The organism is Pseudomonas sp. HT11, assembly GCF_044875395.1.
Lineage (GTDB): Bacteria > Pseudomonadota > Gammaproteobacteria > Pseudomonadales > Pseudomonadaceae > Aquipseudomonas.
Window position 1 is genome coordinate 1,739,402 of record NZ_CP173217.1, and the last position, 19,222, is coordinate 1,758,623.

20 protein-coding genes and 1 pseudogene are annotated in these 19,222 nt (G+C 58.1%); 10 read left to right on the forward strand and 11 right to left on the reverse strand.

Features of this window, described 5'->3' with window-relative positions; all coding sequences use genetic code 11:
* Positions 1-84 precede the first annotated feature (84 nt).
* Positions 85-693, reverse strand: coding sequence for an HAD family phosphatase (locus tag ABWL43_RS07885; protein WP_145163061.1), 609 nt, complete (start codon positions 691-693; stop codon positions 85-87).
* Between the two features lie 196 nt (positions 694-889).
* Between ABWL43_RS07885 and ABWL43_RS07890 the strand changes: the two genes are divergently transcribed.
* On the forward strand, positions 890-1,579 hold the full coding sequence (locus tag ABWL43_RS07890) for a VacJ family lipoprotein (protein ID WP_106576915.1): 690 nt from the start codon (positions 890-892) through the stop codon (positions 1,577-1,579).
* Between the two features lie 60 nt (positions 1,580-1,639).
* On the opposite strand, the gene ABWL43_RS07895 is transcribed toward ABWL43_RS07890, so the two are convergent.
* Positions 1,640-1,936: a PilZ domain-containing protein gene (locus tag ABWL43_RS07895; RefSeq protein ID WP_242193930.1), complete on the reverse strand. Its 297-nt coding sequence runs from the start codon at positions 1,934-1,936 to the stop codon at positions 1,640-1,642.
* 276 nt (positions 1,937-2,212) lie between these two features.
* Between ABWL43_RS07895 and rssB the strand changes: the two genes are divergently transcribed.
* Both rssB and rssC read left to right on the forward strand, forming a co-directional pair.
* The gene (gene rssB / locus ABWL43_RS07900) at positions 2,213-3,394 is read left to right on the forward strand and encodes a two-component system response regulator RssB (protein WP_145163067.1); all 1,182 of its coding nucleotides are present in this window, start codon (positions 2,213-2,215) and stop codon (positions 3,392-3,394) included.
* The gene (gene rssC / locus ABWL43_RS07905) at positions 3,394-3,876 is read left to right on the forward strand and encodes an anti-sigma factor antagonist RssC (protein ID WP_003172602.1); all 483 of its coding nucleotides are present in this window, start codon (positions 3,394-3,396) and stop codon (positions 3,874-3,876) included. Before rssB ends, rssC begins: the two co-directional genes overlap by 1 nt.
* Positions 3,877-4,074: 198 nt before the next feature.
* On the opposite strand, the gene tal is transcribed toward rssC, so the two are convergent.
* Together tal and dusA are read right to left on the reverse strand one after the other, a co-directional pair.
* Positions 4,075-5,001 (reverse strand): transaldolase, encoded by a 927-nt coding sequence (gene tal / locus ABWL43_RS07910; RefSeq protein ID WP_145163069.1) that lies wholly within the window; start codon positions 4,999-5,001, stop codon positions 4,075-4,077.
* 478 nt (positions 5,002-5,479) lie between these two features.
* On the reverse strand, positions 5,480-6,466 hold the full coding sequence (gene dusA, locus ABWL43_RS07915) for a tRNA dihydrouridine(20/20a) synthase DusA (protein ID WP_404487380.1): 987 nt from the start codon (positions 6,464-6,466) through the stop codon (positions 5,480-5,482).
* A gap of 153 nt (positions 6,467-6,619) precedes the next feature.
* On the opposite strand from dusA, the pseudogene ABWL43_RS07920 reads away from it, so the two are divergent.
* Positions 6,620-7,249, forward strand: a pseudogene (locus tag ABWL43_RS07920) (phage portal protein); the annotation flags it as partial.
* Between the two features lie 295 nt (positions 7,250-7,544).
* Here the strand turns inward: ABWL43_RS07920 and ABWL43_RS07925 are convergent.
* Positions 7,545-8,879, reverse strand: coding sequence for a P-loop NTPase fold protein (locus tag ABWL43_RS07925; protein WP_404487381.1), 1,335 nt, complete (start codon positions 8,877-8,879; stop codon positions 7,545-7,547).
* Between the two features lie 847 nt (positions 8,880-9,726).
* Between ABWL43_RS07925 and ABWL43_RS07930 the strand changes: the two genes are divergently transcribed.
* The gene (locus ABWL43_RS07930; protein WP_404487382.1) at positions 9,727-10,083 is read left to right on the forward strand and encodes a DUF6124 family protein; all 357 of its coding nucleotides are present in this window, start codon (positions 9,727-9,729) and stop codon (positions 10,081-10,083) included.
* Positions 10,084-10,230: 147 nt separating this feature from the next.
* Entirely contained in the window at positions 10,231-10,452 is a 222-nt protein-coding gene (locus ABWL43_RS07935) for a hypothetical protein (protein WP_404487384.1), read from the forward strand.
* A gap of 109 nt (positions 10,453-10,561) precedes the next feature.
* Here the strand turns inward: ABWL43_RS07935 and ABWL43_RS07940 are convergent, their stop codons facing one another.
* Positions 10,562-11,749, reverse strand: coding sequence for an MFS transporter (locus ABWL43_RS07940; protein ID WP_242193917.1), 1,188 nt, complete (start codon positions 11,747-11,749; stop codon positions 10,562-10,564).
* Positions 11,750-12,242: 493 nt separating this feature from the next.
* Here ABWL43_RS07940 and mqo point away from each other — a divergent pair, with 493 nt between their 5' ends.
* Positions 12,243-13,898, forward strand: coding sequence for a malate dehydrogenase (quinone) (gene mqo, locus ABWL43_RS07945; RefSeq protein WP_242193916.1), 1,656 nt, complete (start codon positions 12,243-12,245; stop codon positions 13,896-13,898).
* A 72-nt stretch (positions 13,899-13,970) separates the two neighbouring features.
* Here the strand turns inward: mqo and ABWL43_RS07950 are convergent, their stop codons facing one another.
* On the reverse strand, positions 13,971-14,636 hold the full coding sequence (locus ABWL43_RS07950; protein ID WP_404487385.1) for an NADPH-dependent F420 reductase: 666 nt from the start codon (positions 14,634-14,636) through the stop codon (positions 13,971-13,973).
* A 99-nt stretch (positions 14,637-14,735) separates the two neighbouring features.
* Here ABWL43_RS07950 and ABWL43_RS07955 point away from each other — a divergent pair, with 99 nt between their 5' ends.
* A complete protein-coding gene (locus ABWL43_RS07955) occupies positions 14,736-15,632 on the forward strand; it encodes a LysR family transcriptional regulator (protein ID WP_404487386.1) in 897 nt (298 codons plus the stop codon).
* Between the two features lie 4 nt (positions 15,633-15,636).
* Here the strand turns inward: ABWL43_RS07955 and ABWL43_RS07960 are convergent, their stop codons facing one another.
* Entirely contained in the window at positions 15,637-16,485 is an 849-nt protein-coding gene (locus ABWL43_RS07960) for a LysR family transcriptional regulator (protein ID WP_404487387.1), read from the reverse strand.
* A gap of 98 nt (positions 16,486-16,583) precedes the next feature.
* Here ABWL43_RS07960 and ABWL43_RS07965 point away from each other — a divergent pair, with 98 nt between their 5' ends.
* Both ABWL43_RS07965 and ABWL43_RS07970 read left to right on the forward strand, forming a co-directional pair.
* Positions 16,584-17,483, forward strand: a complete 900-nt coding sequence (locus ABWL43_RS07965; protein ID WP_404487388.1) for a DMT family transporter — start codon at positions 16,584-16,586, stop codon at positions 17,481-17,483.
* Positions 17,484-17,614: 131 nt separating this feature from the next.
* Positions 17,615-17,944: a YXWGXW repeat-containing protein gene (locus ABWL43_RS07970; RefSeq protein ID WP_106576901.1), complete on the forward strand. Its 330-nt coding sequence runs from the start codon at positions 17,615-17,617 to the stop codon at positions 17,942-17,944.
* Between the two features lie 56 nt (positions 17,945-18,000).
* Here ABWL43_RS07970 and ABWL43_RS07975 read toward each other — a convergent pair whose 3' ends face one another.
* The 3 genes from ABWL43_RS07975 to ABWL43_RS07985 all read right to left on the reverse strand — a co-directional run bounded on the left by ABWL43_RS07975 (position 18,001) and on the right by ABWL43_RS07985 (position 19,095).
* Positions 18,001-18,375 (reverse strand): hypothetical protein, encoded by a 375-nt coding sequence (locus ABWL43_RS07975; protein ID WP_106576900.1) that lies wholly within the window; start codon positions 18,373-18,375, stop codon positions 18,001-18,003.
* Positions 18,376-18,445: 70 nt separating this feature from the next.
* Positions 18,446-18,841 (reverse strand): PIN domain-containing protein, encoded by a 396-nt coding sequence (locus ABWL43_RS07980; protein WP_404487389.1) that lies wholly within the window; start codon positions 18,839-18,841, stop codon positions 18,446-18,448.
* Positions 18,838-19,095, reverse strand: coding sequence for an AbrB/MazE/SpoVT family DNA-binding domain-containing protein (locus tag ABWL43_RS07985; RefSeq protein ID WP_106576898.1), 258 nt, complete (start codon positions 19,093-19,095; stop codon positions 18,838-18,840). Before ABWL43_RS07985 ends, ABWL43_RS07980 begins: the two co-directional genes overlap by 4 nt.
* Positions 19,096-19,222 lie beyond the last annotated feature (127 nt).

The window sequence follows — 19,222 nt, forward strand, 5'->3', positions numbered from 1 at the left end:
CTGGCATAGACCGCGGCACGCCGGGAAAGGTCTACGGGCTGACCAGTAGATTAATCCACCGGCGCCGACCGTGCATGATCTCGATCAGGGCTTCTCGCCTTTGAGCTGGCGCAGGCTGATGTCCGCCAGGCAGGTGCCGAGCTCGCCGAGGTGATCGATCACCGAGTGCACGCCCAAGCCATACAGTGCCACCGTGGCTTTGCCGCGCTTGTGTTCGCGTTGCTGCTCGGTCAGTGCCTGCCATTGTTCGGGCGCCAGGCCGCACAGTGAGCCGCAGGACGCCAGGCCAATGGTCCACAACCCGGCATTCAGGCCCGATTGCAGCAGGCGCGGTTCGCCGCTGACCAGCACGCAGCCTTCAAGGCGTTCGATGTTCAATTCCATCAAGGCCTGCCAGCACGCATGCGGCGCCGGCCAGCGAATCGAGGAGGGCGATGCTGCTTTGAGCCAATCAGGCAGCACGGCGGCCAGAGGGGTGGTTACCGCGGCAGGCAATTCATCCAGCCAGGCGCAGGGCACGCCCTGGTCTTTGAGGCTGCGCAGAATCTTCAGCGCGCCAGGTGTGGCGTGAGAGTCGGGGCAAGGGCTATCGGTGCGCGCTTGGGAACCAAAATCCACCAGGCAGCCACTAAGGCCAAACAGTACGGCAGTCAAGGCGGGTGCGCTGGCGACGGCAATCTCGGCGTGAGGCATTTTCGACATCCCTGAAATAGCTGTGACGCTATCGGGGCTGGATGACAAGCGCGTGACATCGGCCGTAATTGTAGGAAATTTGTGCATTTCCTATGAGAGCGATCCTACTGGATGCCTTATTCGACACTTCCGTCATATACTGACGGCCTTATTCAGGGCATAGCGCCCATGACAGACCATTCAAGGAGCAAAAGCTATGCGCTGGAGCCACTATTTCGCTCAGCTATCTGTGTGTGCCACTGTTCTTTTGGCCCCGTTCGCCGCTAACGCAGCGTCCGAAGACGATCCATGGGAAGCCGTTAACCGTCCGATCTTCACCTTCAACGACACCGTTGACACTTACGCGCTCAAGCCATTGGCCCAGGGCTATCAGTTTGTCACCCCGCAATTCGTCCAGACCGGCATCCATAACTTTTTCCGCAACATCGGTGATGTCGGCAACTTTGCCAACGACGTTTTCCAGCTCAAGCCACACGCGGCCGGTGTCGACACTGCCCGTTTGCTGATGAACACCACCTTTGGCGTGTTGGGCTTTATTGATGTCGGCACCAAAATGGGGCTGCAGCGCAACGATGAAGACTTCGGCCAGACCCTCGGTTACTGGGGCGTCGGCAGCGGTCCTTACGTGATGCTGCCGCTGCTCGGCCCAAGCACCTTGCGTGATGCGCCATCCAAATACGTCGACAGCTACACCCAACCGTATCGCTACATGAACGACATCGGCTGGCGTAACAGCACCTTCGGCCTGAACATCGTCGATACCCGTGCCAGCCTGCTCGACAGCGAGAAGCTGATCACCGGTGACAAGTACACCTTCATCCGTAACGCTTACCTGCAGAACCGCGAGTTCAAGGTCAAAGACGGCAAGGTCGTCGACGATTTTTAAGCCGTGACGTTTTGAAATGAAAAAGGCGACCCGAGCGGTCGCCTTTTTTGTGCGCGGTTTTTAGTGCATTTTCAGGATCTTGAGGCCCAGGTGCTGGCGCTCGCCCTCGTTTTTGGTCCACACCACTTCGGTATCTGCCTCCAGGCCCGCGAGGGCGGCGTGCTCTGAGTCAATGCGCACGGTCAGCCGGTCGCCCACCTGAAACTGGCGGGGTGCCTCAACCTGCATGCCGGAGCTGGAAAGGTCCACGCAGACCCCGGCAATCTCCTGCCCAGCGTGGATCAGCGATACATCGGCATCCACTCGCATGCGGATGAAATCGCGTTTTTCGGCGTAGTCGCGCTCGTGTTCGCTCACGGGTTCCATCCTTACTTTGTGTTGTGGTCGTGGGTGTTCTTATAACTCCCGGTGATTTGCGGTGTAAAGACGCCCGGCGACCATCGGCATGAGCTTGAAACCCCTGACGGATGGGAGTACCGTCTGCGCCTTAGAAGGGCACCTCTGCTTTACCGTTGTGCATGGGCAAAATCCCAGTGCTTTGTAGGACAGAGTGGCTAGAAAGCGAATCCAGTACGTGAGCCCGGCCATTGCCGAGCCACCTACGCCAACCTAATTCTGGCGCCGTTTGCCCACATGCAAAAAACCAGTGCCACGCTGCTGATAATCGATGACGACGAAGTAGTGCGCGCGAGCCTCGCGGCCTATTTGGAAGACAGTGGCTTCAGCGTCCTGCAGGCCAGCAATGGCCAACAGGGTCTCCAGGTATTCGAGCGCGACAAGCCCGACCTTGTGATCTGCGACCTGCGCATGCCCCAGATGGGCGGCCTCGAGCTGATTCGCCAGGTGACTGAGCTCGCCCCGCAGACGCCGGTGATTGTCGTGTCCGGTGCCGGCGTGATGAACGATGCCGTCGAGGCCCTGCGCCTGGGCGCCGCCGATTACCTGATCAAGCCCCTGGAAGACCTGGCCGTGCTGGAGCACTCGGTGCGCCGCGCACTCGACCGTGCCCGCCTGCTGCTGGAAAACCAGCGCTACCGCGAAAAGCTCGAAACCGCCAACCGCGAACTCGAAGCCAGCCTCAACCTGCTTCAGGAAGACCAGAACGCCGGTCGCCAGGTGCAGATGAACATGCTGCCGGTGAGCCCCTGGACCATTGATGAGTTCAAGTTCGCGCACCAGATCATCCCGTCGTTGTACCTGTCGGGTGATTTTGTCGATTATTTCCGTGTGGATGAGCGGCGTGTGGCGTTCTACCTGGCCGACGTTTCCGGCCACGGTGCATCCTCAGCTTTTGTCACCGTGTTGTTGAAGTTCATGACCACACGGCTGTTGTTCGAATCCAAGCGCAATGGCACCTTGCCGGAGTTCACCCCCTCCGAGGTGCTGGGCCACATCAACCGAGGCCTGATCAGCTGCAAGCTGGGCAAGCACGTGACGATGGTCGGCGGCGTTATAGATGAAGAAACCGGTCTTTTGACCTACAGCATCGGCGGTCACCTGCCGATGCCGGTTTTATACACTCCAGACAGTGTGCGTTACCTGGAAGGCCGTGGTCTGCCGGTGGGCTTGTTCAATGAAGCCACCTACGAAGACCACATCCTGGAACTGCCGCCGACCTTCAGCCTGACGCTGATGTCCGACGGCATCCTGGACCTGCTTCCAGAGCCTACACTCAAAGAGAAAGAAGCCGCCTTGCCTGAAAAGGTCAGGTCGGCGGGCGGCAGCCTGGATGGCCTGCGGCAGGTTTTTGGATTGGCCACGCTAGGGGAGATGCCGGATGATATCGCCCTATTGGTGTTGAGCAGGAATCTTTGATGAGTACCGGAAGAATCCAATTCGCCGAGCAAGACGGGACCTTCGTCCTGAAGTTTGTCGGTGAAGTGCGCCTGACCTTGTGTTCGGCGCTGGATGCAACGATTGAGCGGATTTTCACTGCCCTGAATTTCTCGGCGATCGTGATCGATCTGACCGAAACCCGCAGCATCGACAGCACCACCCTGGGCCTGCTGGCCAAGTTGTCCATTCTGTCTCGGCAGAAGGTCGGCCTGTTGCCGACTGTGGTCACCACCCACGAAGACATCACCCGGCTGCTGCAGTCCATGGGCTTTGACCAGGTGTTCAACATCGTTGACCGCCCGATCCCGTGCCCGGAATGCCTGACCGACCTGCCGTCGCAAGACCAGTCCGAAGAAGTGGTACGGGTCAAGGTGCTCGAAGCGCACAAGATCCTGATGGGCCTGAACGAGTCCAACCGCGAAGCCTTCCACGACCTCGTGAACGCCCTGGAACGCCACTAAGCCTCCAGTCGACACCGTTCAAATGTGGGAGCGGGCTTGCCCGCGATAGCGGTGTATCAGCCACCTATTCATTACTGACCCACCGCTATCGCAGGCAAGCCAGCTCCCACATTTGAACTGTGACCGGCATGAGACCAGCGAAAGGCACAAAAAAGGGCGGCACCCGCGAGGGTGCCGCCCTTTTTGCTACCGCCGCTTTTACAGCTTGGCAGTCAACAGCGCCTCAAGCTTCTCCTGATCCCGAGCAAACTGACGAATCCCCTCCGCCAGCTTCTCAGTCGCCATCGCATCCTCGTTGGACTCCCAGCGGAACTGCGCTTCAGTCAAATGCACGCGCGCTTCGCCGGCATGGCCTGGCGCCAACTTGCGCTCCAGCTTGCCTTCATCGGCCGCCAGCTTCTCCAGCAGGTCCGGGCTGATGGTCAGGCGATCACAGCCGGCCAGCTCTTCAATCTGGCTCAGGTTACGGAAGCTCGCACCCATCACCACGGTTTTGTAGCCGTTGGCCTTGTAGTAGTTGTAGATGCGCGTCACCGACTGCACGCCCGGATCATCGGAACCGGTGTAGTCGTTACCGTTGGCCTTCTTGTACCAGTCGTAGATACGGCCCACGAACGGCGAAATCAGGAACACCCCAGCCTCGGCACAGGCGACGGCCTGGGCAAACGAGAACAGCAGCGTCAGGTTGGTTTGAATGCCTTCTTTTTCCAGCTTCTCTGCCGCGCGGATGCCTTCCCAGGTGGAGGCGATCTTGATCAGCACACGGTCACGGCTGACGCCGGCTTTGTCGTACAGGTCGATCAGACGGTGCGCACGCTTGAGAATAGCGGCTTCATCGAACGACAGGCGCGCATCCACCTCAGTGGAAATACGGCCCGGCACGACTTTCAGAATCTCTTGACCTACCGCCACCGCAAAACGGTCGCTGGCCAGGCCCACGTCGCCGTTGCAGTCCTTCACGCACTCATCCAGCAGCTTGGCATAGCCTGCGATCGACGCGGCCTTGAGCAGCAGGGAAGGGTTAGTAGTGGCGTCTTGCGGCTTGAGCTTGGCGAGGGTGGAAAAGTCGCCGGTATCGGCTACAACGGTGGTGAATTGCTTGAGTTGTTCCAGCTTGGAAGTCATGGGCGTGCTCTGTCCTGTGGGTCTGATGACATTACCCGAGCGCCGGCAGGCGCTCAAGGGCGCAAATGCGTTCGATCGTTTGCGAGGGCAACAACCTGAAAACAGCCGTTTGAATCACCGGCTGTACTGCTAACTAGGAGACCAAAACCGCCGACAGGTTCAACCCAACTGCCCTACGGACAACGCGGTCCCGTGGAAGCCTCCCTGTGGAGAGCAAGCTTGGTGTGGAGAGCAGGCTCCCTGTGGCGAGCAGGCTTGCCCTGCGTTGGGGCGCGCAGCGGCCCCAGTAAGGCTGATGCGACTTTTCAGTTAAAACGCATTCATAGGTTTAGGGCCGCTTCGCACCCCAACGCAGGGCAAGCCTGCTCGCCACAACAGCCCAGTCACCCTGACACCCATCACCCAAAACTGTGGGAGCGGGCTTGCTCGCGAAAGCGGCCTGTCAGCCCCAAATAACCCAACTGACAATCAGAAACCATCACCGCCCCTCCAACAACTCCCCAGCCTGATCCAACAACGCCAGCGGATCACTCGCCTTATGAATATCCACCGACAACAACTGCCGAAACTTACGCGCCCCAGGGAAACCCGTCCCCAACCCCAACACATGCCGAGTGATGTGATGCATCACCCCACCACTGGCCAAATGTTCCGCAATATAAGGCCGCAACTGCGCCAACGCCTGCGCCCGACTAATCACCGGCGCCTCACTGCCAAACAACCGCTGATCCACTTCCGCCAGCAAATACGGATTGTGATAAGCCTCCCGCCCCAACATCACCCCATCAAACACCTGCAAATGCGCCTGGCACTGCTCCAGCGTCTTAATCCCACCGTTCAGCACAATCTCCAACTCCGGAAAATCCTGCTTCAACTGCGCCGCCACGTCATAGCGCAACGGCGGAATGTCGCGATTCTCCTTCGGCGACAACCCCTCCAGAATCGCAATCCGCGCATGCACCGTAAAACTGGTGCACCCGGCATCCCTCACCGTCCCAACGAAATCACACAACTGGGCATAACTGTCGCGCCCATTGATCCCGATCCGATGCTTCACCGTCACCGGAATCGACACCGCATCACGCATCGCCTTCACGCAATCCGCCACCAGCGCAGGGTGCGCCATCAAGATCGCGCCGATCATATTGTTCTGCACCCGATCACTCGGGCAGCCGACGTTCAAGTTCACTTCGTCGTAACCGGCAGCCTCAGCCATACGCGCGCAGGCGGCGAGGTCGGCGGGGACACTGCCACCCAACTGCAGCGCGAGTGGGTGCTCGGCTTCGTTGTGACGCAGGAAGCGCTCGTGGTCGCCATGCAGGATCGCGCCGGTGGTGACCATCTCGGTGTAGAGCAGGGCGTGCTTGGAGAGCAGGCGCAGAAAGAACCGGCAGTGGCGGTCGGTCCAGTCCATCATCGGGGCGACGGAGAAGCGGCGGGAGAGTGGGGCGGTTTGTAGGGGCATGGGGGAATCTGAGTTAGCGAGGCGAATGGGGCGCAGTTTATCAGGGATGAGTCTTGGGTGTCGGGAGGTGTGTTTTGCGTCACGCCGTTTGGAAAAAGACGAGGATCATCAAGATGCTCATTGCGTCGGGTATTGTGGTCTGACCCCGATATCCTGCGGGTCGGCCCGGAAGGGCGTTATTACCAGGTGCAAGGCTGGAAGGATGAACACCAGTTTGAGCCGGGCAGTATTTTTCATCTGCGAGAAGCGGATTTGCACCAGAAGATTTATGGCTTGCCGGAGTGGATTAGTGCCTTGCAGTCGGCGTTGCTCAACGAATCGGCCACGTTGTTCCGCCGCAAGTACTACAAGAATGGCAGTCACGCCGGCTTCATTCTCTACATGACCGATGCCGCACAGACAGAAACCGATATTGACGCTTTGCGCAAGGCGCTCAAGGACTCCAAGGGGCCAGGCAATTTTCGCAACTTGTTTGTGTATTCGCCCACCGGCAAGAAGGACGGGATACAGCTGATCCCGGTCAGTGAAGTGGCGGCCAAGGATGAATTCAACTCGATCAAAAACCAAACCCGTGACGATGTGCTAGCCAGCTTGCGTATTCCACCGCAGCTGATGGGCATTGTGCCGCAGAACGCGGGGGGCTTTGGATCGATCAGGGAAGCGGCTCAGATCTATGCGGCGAATGAGATAGAGCCGATTCAGACACGCATGCGGCAACTTAATGACTGGATCGGGGAGAACGTCATCCGCTTCAAACCCTACGAAATTGGCGGGGAGGCTTAGAATCCCTCCTGCCCAATAACCGAGGACTTCACGTTGCGGTAAGAGCAAGGTGATTGTCAGCATAAACGACCACCCGATATTCGCCCAGTGTTTGAGGGGGTCCGGTTAGAGACGGTGGAAATTCGCACAGCAGGACGAATCAGTGGCATGGGAACGCTGAAGTCAGCGGAGTGCTGGTCATCACGAACGGGGAACCGTCGGCATTGAGAGGGGCTTTTCCAATAAAGGAGAATATATGTATCAACAACACTTGGTGAATTGATTTGGCGAGCTGGTAGGGCTCGCCAAATTGCATTTATTTTATGGAGAAATTTACAAGAGATTCGATGTGTCCTTTGAAAACGTCGAGGCGGTTGTGACCCCACATGGAATTTTCTATCCTTTTAATCGAATGTTCAGTTGGAAGTTTTTCAAGCTGTTCATTTGACATTAGGGAGTACTCTATCCATAGCATAATATGTGCTAAGTGATAGTCGGCCTTCGGATTTTGATTGACGCCAATCTCTTTTGCTAGCTCGTCATAGGTTAACTGGTTTTTGGAGAGTTTAGCAAACACGCCGGGCATGACGGTCTTAATAGAGCATATAAATATAAGTATTGCCGCATTAGCTTGCCCTGGATTATTAAAGGAGCTGAGTGCAAGTGTGATGTTCGAAAATACTTTTTCTATTTGTCGAAGTGTTAGATTGAAATGGTTGGCTAGGGCAGATGCGTACGCGATAAATGCTCTGTCGAGGTTGCTTGGCAATTCGTGACGATTGTATAAACTTCTGCAGTAAATTTCGATATCATTGTTTCTATCCTCTAGGCGTTTTGGAAGAGTTGCTTCGAATGTCAGAAACTTTTGTAAATAAGTATGTGCGTCAATATTAGGGCTGTACGTGAATTTTATTGAGTCTTCAAGTTGCCTCTTATTCATTACAAGAACAAAAGTAATATTTTCAACAGAAAATAAATGCTTGATTTTTTCGAGTATTTCAACTGCAAAAGATGGGCGGCATCGATCAAGCTCATCGATTATTATTGTGAGTGGAGGCGCGCCTTCACTATCGGTTAAAAGACTTGGAAGGTCTGAGAGGAAGTCTTTGAATGACTGAATACTTTCCAAGTCATCTTTATGGCTAATCAGTTTCTCTTTGATAAGGCTTTCAGCTGTATTGCTAAATCCGTCCGAGACTTCCTTGCTGATACCTTTCAAATCGTCAATGTCGCTGTCTTTTATTACGCCTAAAGTCAGCGCTTTTATGGCTATTTTTGTTCCCCAAGAAAATAACTGTGCACCTACCTTTTTTGTCTTGTCTATGAGTTCTTTTACTTTTGGTTTTGGTAATTTTGAGCCCGCGTAGTCGGTTATAGCGCTTGCAACCACCATGAACGCATCATCTGTATGGTCACTGGCGAAGGCATCTATATATATATTTGGTAAGCCTTGTTCATCTAAGAGTCCTTGCCACATTTTCACAAATGTGGTTTTGCCTTCTCCCCAGTTTCCGTCCAGTCCGATTACTAGGGGGTCTTTCGAATTTTTAATTATATTGGAGATGGATTCTCCGAAAGATCTTCGTTCAAACAGGTCGCCTTCAAAGTCTGCGTTTTCAGCTATGATCAGAGGCGTGGCTACTAATTTCATGTTTCGTCCTTGTTTGAGTGCTTCAAGTTATCGGTGTTTTTGAGTCTAGCCATGTCTAGCCTGAATTGCTCAGATTATTTGTAGAGTTGTCGGCGAATAGCTATCGCTGAGTTCGTGCATATATTGCCTACAGCAAAGACGCTATTAAGGTAAGTCCCTCATTACGCTGGTTTCCAACCTTGGTGTCAACTTTGAATCATTCAAAGCTATCTTATGCGTCTCCTTAAAACAGAAATAGTCGTTCGGCGCGTTCTTTGGGTGAGGCGGGGTCCAGCCTTTTCCGAGCCAAGTCCGGCGCCAGAATTGCCGGGGGCCGGTTATGAACCGCCGACGCTTTTGGCGGTGATTACCACGAAGCCGTCATGCTCACCTGGGCTATCATCGGTGTCGGGTAGCCGATGGCCGCGCAGAGTTCCGATGTAGCATCCCTGCGACGGATTAGATAGCAGGGAAAAATAGAAAGAAAAATAGGGTCAGACCACCATTATCTAAATGTGGTCTGACCCTATTTTCTATCCTGTTTTCTATCTTTTAGCCGGCCACCAATTTTATTCTCACTTTTGGGTGGTATCTTGTAAAAATACTCTAAAAGCTCATAGAGCCTGTTAACGGGTCGCATGCTGTCGATCTCATTAGCAAGGCAACGTTTTGCAGCAAGGCGGGAGGCTTTTAGAGTATATAGGGGTCAGGCCACGACATACTCTAGGAACTTTCCCACACCTTCCTCAGCTTGCCCGTCAGACCACCCATCGCTAACCTCCTCAAGCCGCTGCAAACCCAGCGGCCGGAGGTGGAAGTCCGTATTGCTAAGGCGTTTTAACTCCCGAAAATATTTGGAGCTTCGCCCATGCTTAACAAATCACGCAATCCTTATGTCGATCAAAACACTGCGCCCGTCGATGCCAAGCTACAAACGGCTGCCCAACGCGCCATTCATCATTATCTACCGCCATCTGACGACACTGCTACCACAGAGCAACCACCCAGCAACCTATTCTCCGTCAGCCCCAACATCGACACCGAAACCCTCCTAGCCAACGCCGCCGAAAACCTCGACTCCGCCAACCAAATGGCCGCAACCCTGGCCTTCGACCTCGAAGACCCCCACCGCGCCATCATCCTGGGCATCCAGCAACTCATCGACCTAAGCGCTCTACTCGTCAACCGAGCCCAAGACCAAGTTGCGCCTGCCGCCACAGCCTGACCCCTAACCCCGCCGCCTCACCCCCAAGGCGGCAACCTGAACCCATGCTGTCACCCCGCAAAGTTTCATAATTCCCCGCACCGTTGAGGACTACGCTCCCACTTAAGAGAGGACCCCCGCACCTCCAGCCCATAGGGAACTGAAAACATGATCTCGAACCTGGTTAAAGTCGCGCTGATTGCTGGCACGTTGCTGTTGGGCGCTTGTTCGACGGGGTCGTCGGGCGGGAGTGGTGACCCTTGTTTCTCTGGCGGATGCCAGGCGTTTGGGGACCATAGCCCGAGCAAGGCGGCCAAGATGAATTTTGCTGGCGGTGGGCTGGGGAGTAGTTATGGGGAGTATGGGTCGGGGTTGTTGCATGATGATTGATGGAGTGGTGGGGCAGTCAGAGGTGTGTTGACTGGCCCACCGCTATCGGGGGCAAGCCCCCTCCCACCTTTAGAATGCCCACATTAGGGTTGTGGTGGTCTGGGACGTGTCAGTGGCCGCCTTTCATGCGGCGTGCGATGAGGTAGATGCCCAGGCCCACGAGTGCGGTGGCGGCGCCGATGTAGCCGGTGCTGGTCCAGCCATAACCCGCCGTAATCGCCATCCCGCCAAACCACGGGCCCAGCGCGTTCGCCAGGTTGAATGCGGCGTGGTTGGACGCTGCCGCCAAGCTCGGGGCTTCGTGGGCGATGTCCATCAGGCGGATTTGCAGCGGCGCGGCCATGGCAATCATGGTGCCGACCAAGCCGATGCCCAGCAGTACGCTCCACAGCGCACTGGCGGCGAAGGTGAAGAAGATCAGCACGGCCATCGACCACACCATAATCCAGCCCACGGCGCGAAATTGCAGGCGGTCGAACAGCTTGCCGCCGGCGATGTTGCCGATGATGCCGCCCACGCCAAACGCGGCGAGGCCGAAGGGGATCCACTGGGGCGAGACTTTGGTCACTTCGAGCATGGTCGGGGCGAGGTAGCTGAACACGCAGAACATGCCGGCAAAGCCAATCGCGCCGATGGACAGGGCCATCCACACCTGGGGTTTGGTGAAGGCGCGCAGTTCTTTGCGCGGGTCGCTGCGCGGTTCGTCGTGGCGGTCGGGTACGAATTGCCAGACGAGGGCGATGGTGCACAGGGCGATGGCGCTGACCAGCGCGAACGCCGAGCGCCAGCCCAGGTGTTGGCCCAGGAAGGTGGCGATGGGGTTGCCGAGCAGCATCGCGAGGGTGAGGCCCATCATCACCCGGGCCACGGCGCCGGCGCGTTTGTCGTTGGGTACCATGCTCGAGGCGACGACAGCGGCGATGCCGAAGTAGGCGCCGTGGGGCAGGCCGCTGATAAAGCGGAAGGCCACCAGCGAGCCGAAGGTCGGGGTGAAGGCGGTGGCGAGGTTGCCCAGCGCGTACAGGCCCATCAGCAATAAGAGCATGTGTTTGCGCAGCAATTTGGCGCCGAGGATGGCCAGCAGTGGCGCGCCGACCATGACGCCGAGGGCGTAGGCGCTGATGGCGTGGCCGACTTGCGGTTCGCTCAAATTCAAATTGTGGGCGATGTCGGGCATCAACCCCATGATGGCGAATTCGCCGGTGCCGATCGCGAAGGCGCCCACGGCCATGGCAGCTTCCATTTTGGCGGCGCTGCGCGCGGGCAGTACGTGCCCGGGTGTTTGCTGGATAGTCATGGGTAACTCTGTTTGGAAGGATTGCACGAAGGACAGCCGCCGATGCTACGCAAGCAGCGGCGAAGGTGTCTAGAACAGCCGTTTGCAGCAGAGTTCAGTTTCATCTAGCCACCTGTGACGCCACGTCGCGCCTGCCTGGCTTGACAGCGGCGCGTTAAAAGCCGCGATTTAGAGCTGTCAATTGGCCAAACGGCGCATAAACCCTCTTTGGCGTGATATTCTGCGCGCCGTCTTGGTCTGGTCTTTCCCGGCACGTACACCCGTATACGTCCCGGCGATTGGCTGTCGCCCAGGTAGCTGAAGCCAATAATGATAAAAAGTCAGCGCAGAAGGGACATAAACAGTGAGGTCGATACGTCGGCCTTGTGTGCCCACCCTGCGGCTCTCTCGTGAATGTGCAAACCCCGCGGCGCGCTGCCTGGCGCGGCGTGATAGAGGGTTGCCCATGCTCAGGGGCGGTAGGGCGGATGGCGTTTTATCATAGGTGCTACTGATGTTTAAAAAAGTAAACACTGCCCTGCTGGGGCTGGCTTTGTCGATGGGGATCACCTCCGTTCACGCGGAAGAGGCAAAGAAAGTCGATGTGCTGCTGATCGGCGGCGGCATCATGAGTGCGACCCTGGGTGTTTGGCTCAACGAGCTGCAGCCGGACTGGTCGATGGAGATGGTCGAGCGCCTGGATGGCGTGGCCGAAGAAAGCTCCAACGGCTGGAACAACGCCGGTACCGGTCACTCGGCTTTGGCTGAGCTGAACTACACCCCGGAAAACAAGGACGGCACCGTTGAGATCCCGAAAGCGGTCGAGATCAACGAAGCGTTCCAGATCTCCCGTCAGTTCTGGTCCTGGCAGGTCCAGCAGGGCGTGTTGAAGAACCCACGTTCGTTCATCAACTCCACGCCGCACATGAGCTTCGTGTGGGGCGATGACAACATCAAGTTCCTGAAAAAACGCTACGAAGCCCTGCAAGCGAGCCCGCTGTTCGCTGGCATGCAGTACTCCGAAGACCCGGCGCAAATCGCCAAGTGGGTTCCGCTGATGATGGAAGGGCGTGACCCGAACCAGAAAATCGCGGCCACCTGGACGCCGATCGGCACCGACGTGAACTTCGGCGAGATCACCCGCCAGTTCGTTGCCCACCTGCAAACCACGCCGAAGTTTGATCTGAAACTGTCGAGCGAAGTGCAGGACATCACCAAAAACGCCGACGGTTCGTGGCGTGTGAGCTACAAAAACCTGAAAGACGGCACCAAGACTGAAACCGACGCCAAGTTTGTGTTCATCGGCGCCGGCGGCGGTGCACTGCACCTGCTGCAGAAGTCGGGCATTCCTGAAGCCAAGGAATACGCAGGCTTCCCGGTGGGTGGTTCGTTCCTGGTGACCGATAACCCAACGATTGCCGAGCAGCACCTGGCCAAGGCCTACGGTAAGGCTTCGGTTGGCGCGCCACCGATGTCGGTTCCGCACCTGGACACCCGCGTGCTGGATGGCAAGCGTGTGATTCTGTTTGGCCCATTCGCAACCTTCTCGACCAAGTTCCTGAAAGAAGGCTCGTACCTGGACCTGCTGACCAGCACCACCACCCACAACATCTGGCCAATGACCAAAGTCGGTATTCGTGAATACCCACTGGTCGAGTACCTTGCCGGCCAACTGATGCTGTCGGATGACGACCGCTACAACGCCCTGAAAGAGTACTTCCCGAACGCCAAGAAAGAAGACTGGCGCCTGTGGCAAGCCGGTCAGCGCGTGCAGATCATCAAGCGTGACGAAGAGCAGGGCGGCGTCCTGAAACTCGGTACCGAAGTGGTCAGCTCCGCCGACAACACCATCGCAGGCCTGTTGGGTGCATCGCCAGGCGCGTCGACCGCGGCTCCGATCATGCTGACCGTGCTGCAAAAAGTGTTCAAGGACAAGGTCGCGACCCCTGAGTGGCAGACCAAACTGCACCAGATCGTGCCGAGCTACGGCACCAAGCTGAATGACAGCCCTGAGGCTGTTGCGAAGGAGTGGGCTTACACTGCCGGCATCCTGCAACTGACCCCACCGCCTGCGATTCCGCAGTTGAACGCGCCAAAGGCGACCGAAGCCACCGAGGCTGCCAAGCCTGCGGCTGAGCCGAGCAAGCCGGCGTCTGACCTGGCGCTGTAAGCCAAAGGTCAAACCGCTGTAAGAAGCCCGCTGAACCGGTCACGGTCAGCGGGCTTTTTTGTGCGCGCGTGTTCAGGCGCGCACGCGTTCGACCGGCGGCAGTTCCACCGTGCGTTCGGCGGCTGCTAGTGCCGCAGTTAAACCCGCTTGATCCAGCGGCACGCAGTACGCAGGTTTTGCCCGCTCAAAACGCCAGCTTTCATCCAGCCCGCCTGCGTCTACGGCGTCGAAACCGAGCTCGTCGAGCAGCTTGATTACTTGCGCCTTCGCTGCGGCGTCATCGGCGGCCACCGGCAGTGCACGGCGGGCGGGCGCGCCGTGGGGGCGGGCGTCTTGCGTCAGGTCGGGGGCAAAAATCGCATTGAACACCTTGACCACGTGGGAATGCGGTAGATGCTCGGCGAGCAGCCGGCTGGTGGTGGTTTCAAAGCGGTCCAGCACGGCGATATGCCCGTCGCGGTTGGGGTAGTAGTTGTTGGCGTCCAGCACCGTTTTGCCTTCCAGCCATTGCGCGGGCACGCTGCGGTAATGTTCAAACGGAATGGCCACCAGCACGACGTCGCCAAACCGGGCGGCGTCCTCGGCACTGCCCACCTCAACGCCGAGCAGGCCGCTGAGCACGCTGCTCATGGTCTGCGGGCCACGGGAGTTGCTTAACATCACCTCATGCCCGGCGGCCAGCGCCAGCTGTGCCACGGCTCGCCCGATGAAACCTGCTCCAATCACGCCGATCTTCATGGTCTTGCTCCTCGTAAGTCATCGAGCAGTTATGATGATTGGCAACTAGCTGGCGATAAATGAGCGTTTTGGCGTGGGTGTTGTTACTGGGAGTAGGGAATGATGGACCGTCTTTCAAGCATGCATGCCTTTGTGATGGCCGCCGAGTTGGGCTCTTACGCCCGCGCCGCCGAGCGCTTGAACATGTCCGCGCAAATGGTTGCCAAGCATGTTGCCGCGCTGGAGCAACGCCTCGGCGCGCGCTTGCTTAACCGCACCACGCGTCGGCAAAGCCTGACGGAACTGGGGCACGCGTACTACGAACGCTGCAAACATATCCTGACGGAGGCTGAGGCTGCCGATTCGCTCGCCCAAATCATGAATGACACGCCGCGCGGCAAGCTGAGAGTCACCGCCCCGGTCACCTTCGGTTCCTACAGCCTGATGCCGCTGATTACCGCGTTTTTGCGTGACAACCCGGACGTAGAAATTGACCTGCACCTCACGGATCGCTTCGTCGACTTGGTGGAGGAAGGCTATGAGGCGGCGTTCCGTATCGGCCCTTTGGGCACCACCGGTTTAACGGCCCGGCCCTTGGCACCTTATCGCTTGGTGGTGTGCGCGGCGCCGGCGTATCTGGCGGTGCGAGGGACGCCACAGTGCCCGGCAGACCTGGCGCAACATGAATGCCTGGGCTACGCCTTTTGGTCACGCCCGGCGGACCGTGAATGGGTCTTCCACCAAGGCGCGACGCCCTACACGGTGCAGGTCGCCAGCCGCCTTCAAATCAACGAAAGCCGGGCGTTGATGTCGGCGGCACTGGATGGCTTCGGCATCGTGCTGGGCGCTGAAGACTTCCTGCGTCCGGCCTTGGCCCGGGGCGAGTTGGTGCGGGTACTGCCGGCATTTGAGGCGCCCAGCCGCCCCATGCACTTGGTTTACACCGCCAACCGGCAGCGCACCGCCAAGTTGCGGCGGTTTGTCGAGACGGTGCTGGCGCGCTTCGGCCAGGCGTGAGGGCTCAAATGCGGAAGCCCTGTTTTACCTGCGCATACAGATGCAGGGCCAGCGCATTGCTGCTATCGCACAGCAGGTACAGATGATGCACCGGCAGTGGGGGTAACTCGAACCCTGCAACCTTTTGCGTCAGCCCACTGCCCATGCGGCTTTCTTCGATCAACCCCACCGCCACGCCGCTGCGGATACAGGCCTCGACCGCCGTGGAATTGGGGCTCTCCAGCAATACCCGGTGGTAAATCCCGTGATCCTTCAGCGCCTGCAACGCCGCCGCACGGTACGGGCAGCCGGCAACCGGCACGGTGATCGGCAGCGCCGCATTCGGCGCGCAACTGAAGCCCTCGGCCGCCACCCACAGCGGCTGCACCGGCCCCAGGCGTTCGCCCTGGGCCAGCGGTTGTGCGCTGACGGTGATGGCCAGGTCGAGCTGGTTGGCCACAAACATATTCAGCAGCTCACCGCTGGTGCGCGCTTCGACTTCCAGTTCCAGCAAGGGGTTGTCGACGATCAAGCGCGGTAAAAACGCCTGCATGAACGCCGGCGCATAGGTATCGGGAATGCCCAGGCGAATCTTGCCCTGCATGCGCTGTGGCATCAGCGCGATCAGCAGGCGGTCATGGTTCTTGAGAAACTCGGTGGTTTCGCCGAGCAGCTTCTGGCCATACAGGGTCAGCTCCACGCCCTGGTTGCTGCGGCTGAACAGGCGCTGGCCGATTTGCTCTTCGAGCTTTTGAATTTGTGTAGTCACGGTCGATGCGCTGCGGTGCACATGCTCGGCCGCCTCGTTGAAGCGCCGAAAGCGCGCCACGGCGTGAAAAGTGCGTAACAAGTCGATGTTCAGTTGTTTGGCCATGATTCCACTATTACGAATTTGTGGTGCAAGTAATTCAAATATACAGAAGCATGCGCGGCCCTTAGCCTTTCAGTCAACGTGCACTGACGGGAGGCCTCATGACGCGATCAACCTTGAAACGGCTGCTGTTGCAGGTGGCATTCGTGCTGTCCTGGAGCTCCGGCTACATCGGCGCCAAGTTGGGTACGCAAGGCAGCGGGGCATTCAACCTGCTGTTCTGGCGCTTCCTGCTGGTGTCGGTGTGCCTGGGGCTGTTTTTGAACGTGAAGCTGTTGAAGGTGACCTGGGCTCAGATTCGCCACTACGCCGTGATCGGCTTTCTGTCGCAGTTCCTCTACCTGAGTTGCCTGTATGTGGCGATCCAAAATGGTTTGCCGCCCGGCATTGCCGCCATCATCGCGGCGCTGCAGCCATTGATGACGGCGGCATTGTCGACCGGCAGCGCTGCCGAGCGCAGCGGTGGCTGGCAGTGGATCGGGTTGATGATCAGCTTTATCGGCGTCTCCATCGTGATTGCCGGGCAGTACAGCAGTGGCGGGCAGAGCGTCGGCTTTGTCATGTACTTGTTGCCACTGGCCGCTGCGCTGGGGCTGACGCTGGCGACCTTGTATGAGCGCCGTACCGCGCAGCGCCAGCACGCGGGGCTGGTGTTGCCGCTGTTCATCCAGTCGTTGCTGACGCTGATCGGCTTTTCCGGCGCCGTGCTCTATACCGGCACCTTCAGTGTTCCTCATGACTCGGACGTGTTGATCTCAATCGTCTGGCTGACGGTGTTTTCCACATTCGTCGCTTATTTGAGCTTGTGGATGTTGTTGCGGGTAATGACAGCGACCCACGTGGCAGCGCTGGTCTATCTGGAGCCACCGGTCACCCTGGTGTGGGCGGCGTTGATGTTTGGCGATGCGATCCAGGGCTCAACCTACGCCGGTATTGCGGTGGTGGTGACGGGGTTGGTGCTGGTGCGTCTGAAACAACCGACCGTCGCCTGTGCTTCCTGAGGTCTGCAGGTTCAGCAAGCCGACAGACATCACCTGTTAAAAAGATCCCATAGCCAAGCAGGAGCGCGGCTGAAACATGGGGGCATTTTTTATTGGTGCAGGTGCTGGGCGTACGCGCCCGAGGGTTTTGTATGTTGCTACGTTATGCGGCATTGGCGGCGGTTGTCGTCGCAGCGTCCGGGTGTGTGCAAGAGCGTGTGGTGCATGAGCGCGGGCCGGTACAGCGTGAGTATGTCGAAGTGGTCGCGCCGCAACCGCCGCCGGTTCAAGTGATCGAGGTGGAACCTGCGCCGCGCTACGGTTATGTCTGGTCACGCGGCTACTGGCGCTGGGCTGGCGGGCGATACGTCGCGGTGCACGGCCATTGGGAGCAAGTGCGCGAAGGCTATCGTTATGTGCATCCGCACTGGGTACAGCGCAATGACGGTTACCACTGGCAGGGCGGTGGCTGGGTTCGCTGAACCCTGGCCGAACGCCTGGCCGCAGGCGTGAGCGGGTTCGCGCCTGCAAAAAACCGCTAGGTCGGCTTTTGGGTGCCCAGCAGCCGAACCTCCCGCAGCAACGCGGCACCGAGCTGATCGGTGCCCAATTCCTTGTAGCCCACGGCCTTGATCTCGCCGTTTTCTTCGGCCTGGATGATGATCACCGGCGTTTCCTTGCCGGTGGCTTCGTCCACATGCAGGGCGTACTGGGGAATATCCAGCTTGATCGGCGTGCCCGCCGCCTTGCCTTGTACATTGATCAGGAACGCCGCGCAGCCAGTGTCGACATCCACACTGGTGGCGGGCCGGCCGCTGACGAAGCAGGTTTGCGGCAGGTCGGGCCAGGCGATGGTGTCGGCCAGGGTAAAGGTCGGCGTCAGGGCCAAGGCTGCGAGCAAAAGCGTGCGCACGTTGGGTGTCTCTCGATCAAGGGTAGAGGCGGTTTTTACCAAAGCCCGCAATTCGCTGCAACGCTGCCGGTCAGGCCAAGCGCTTCATCCCGGTAGCCTTGGCCGCGTTGAGGTCAAAGGTGGCGGTGTATTCACAGCCTGCCGCATGGGCACAGCGCTCTATCAGGTAGTCGGCAAACTCGGCTTTGCCTGCCGTGAATCGTCGCAGTGCCTGCCAGATGATCTCGGCATGTTCGACGGTCAATTCACGTGTACGCAGCAGCGTTTCCAGAACCGTCACCACATCACTCTTGGCCGATTGGTAGCAGCTTTGTAACACCCATACCAGTTCCACCACGCACACCAGGCTGACGAAACCCGGCGAAAGCGTGGTGAGCGATTCGATCAGCTCGGACGCCTTGGGGGACTGAACGGGATCATCCTGGGTGACATAACGCACCAGCACATTGGTATCCAGGCCGATCATTGCGCTTTTGCTCCCTGCGCAGCGATGGCGCGGTTCATGTCGTCAATCGACACGGCCTGGGCGGGCTTGCGGATCAACCCTTTGAGGTCCTGAACGGTTTTGCTCGCGGCAATGATGGAAAACTTGCCGTCTTCCGTTTCGACAAACTCAACCCGGTCGCCGGTTTCCAGACCCAGTGCGGTCCTGACTTGGACCGGGATGGTGATTTGCCCTTTTGAAGTCAGTGTGGCGGTCGCCATAGTGAAGATCTCCATCGTAATGTTCCTTACCCTAAGGTAAGGATTGATGAAGGACAAGATCCGTTGGTCCATAGGTCGCTCGCTGGTAGACGTGGGTGGGAACAGGTAAAACCCTAGCTCGACGTTTTCACGTTCACACGCT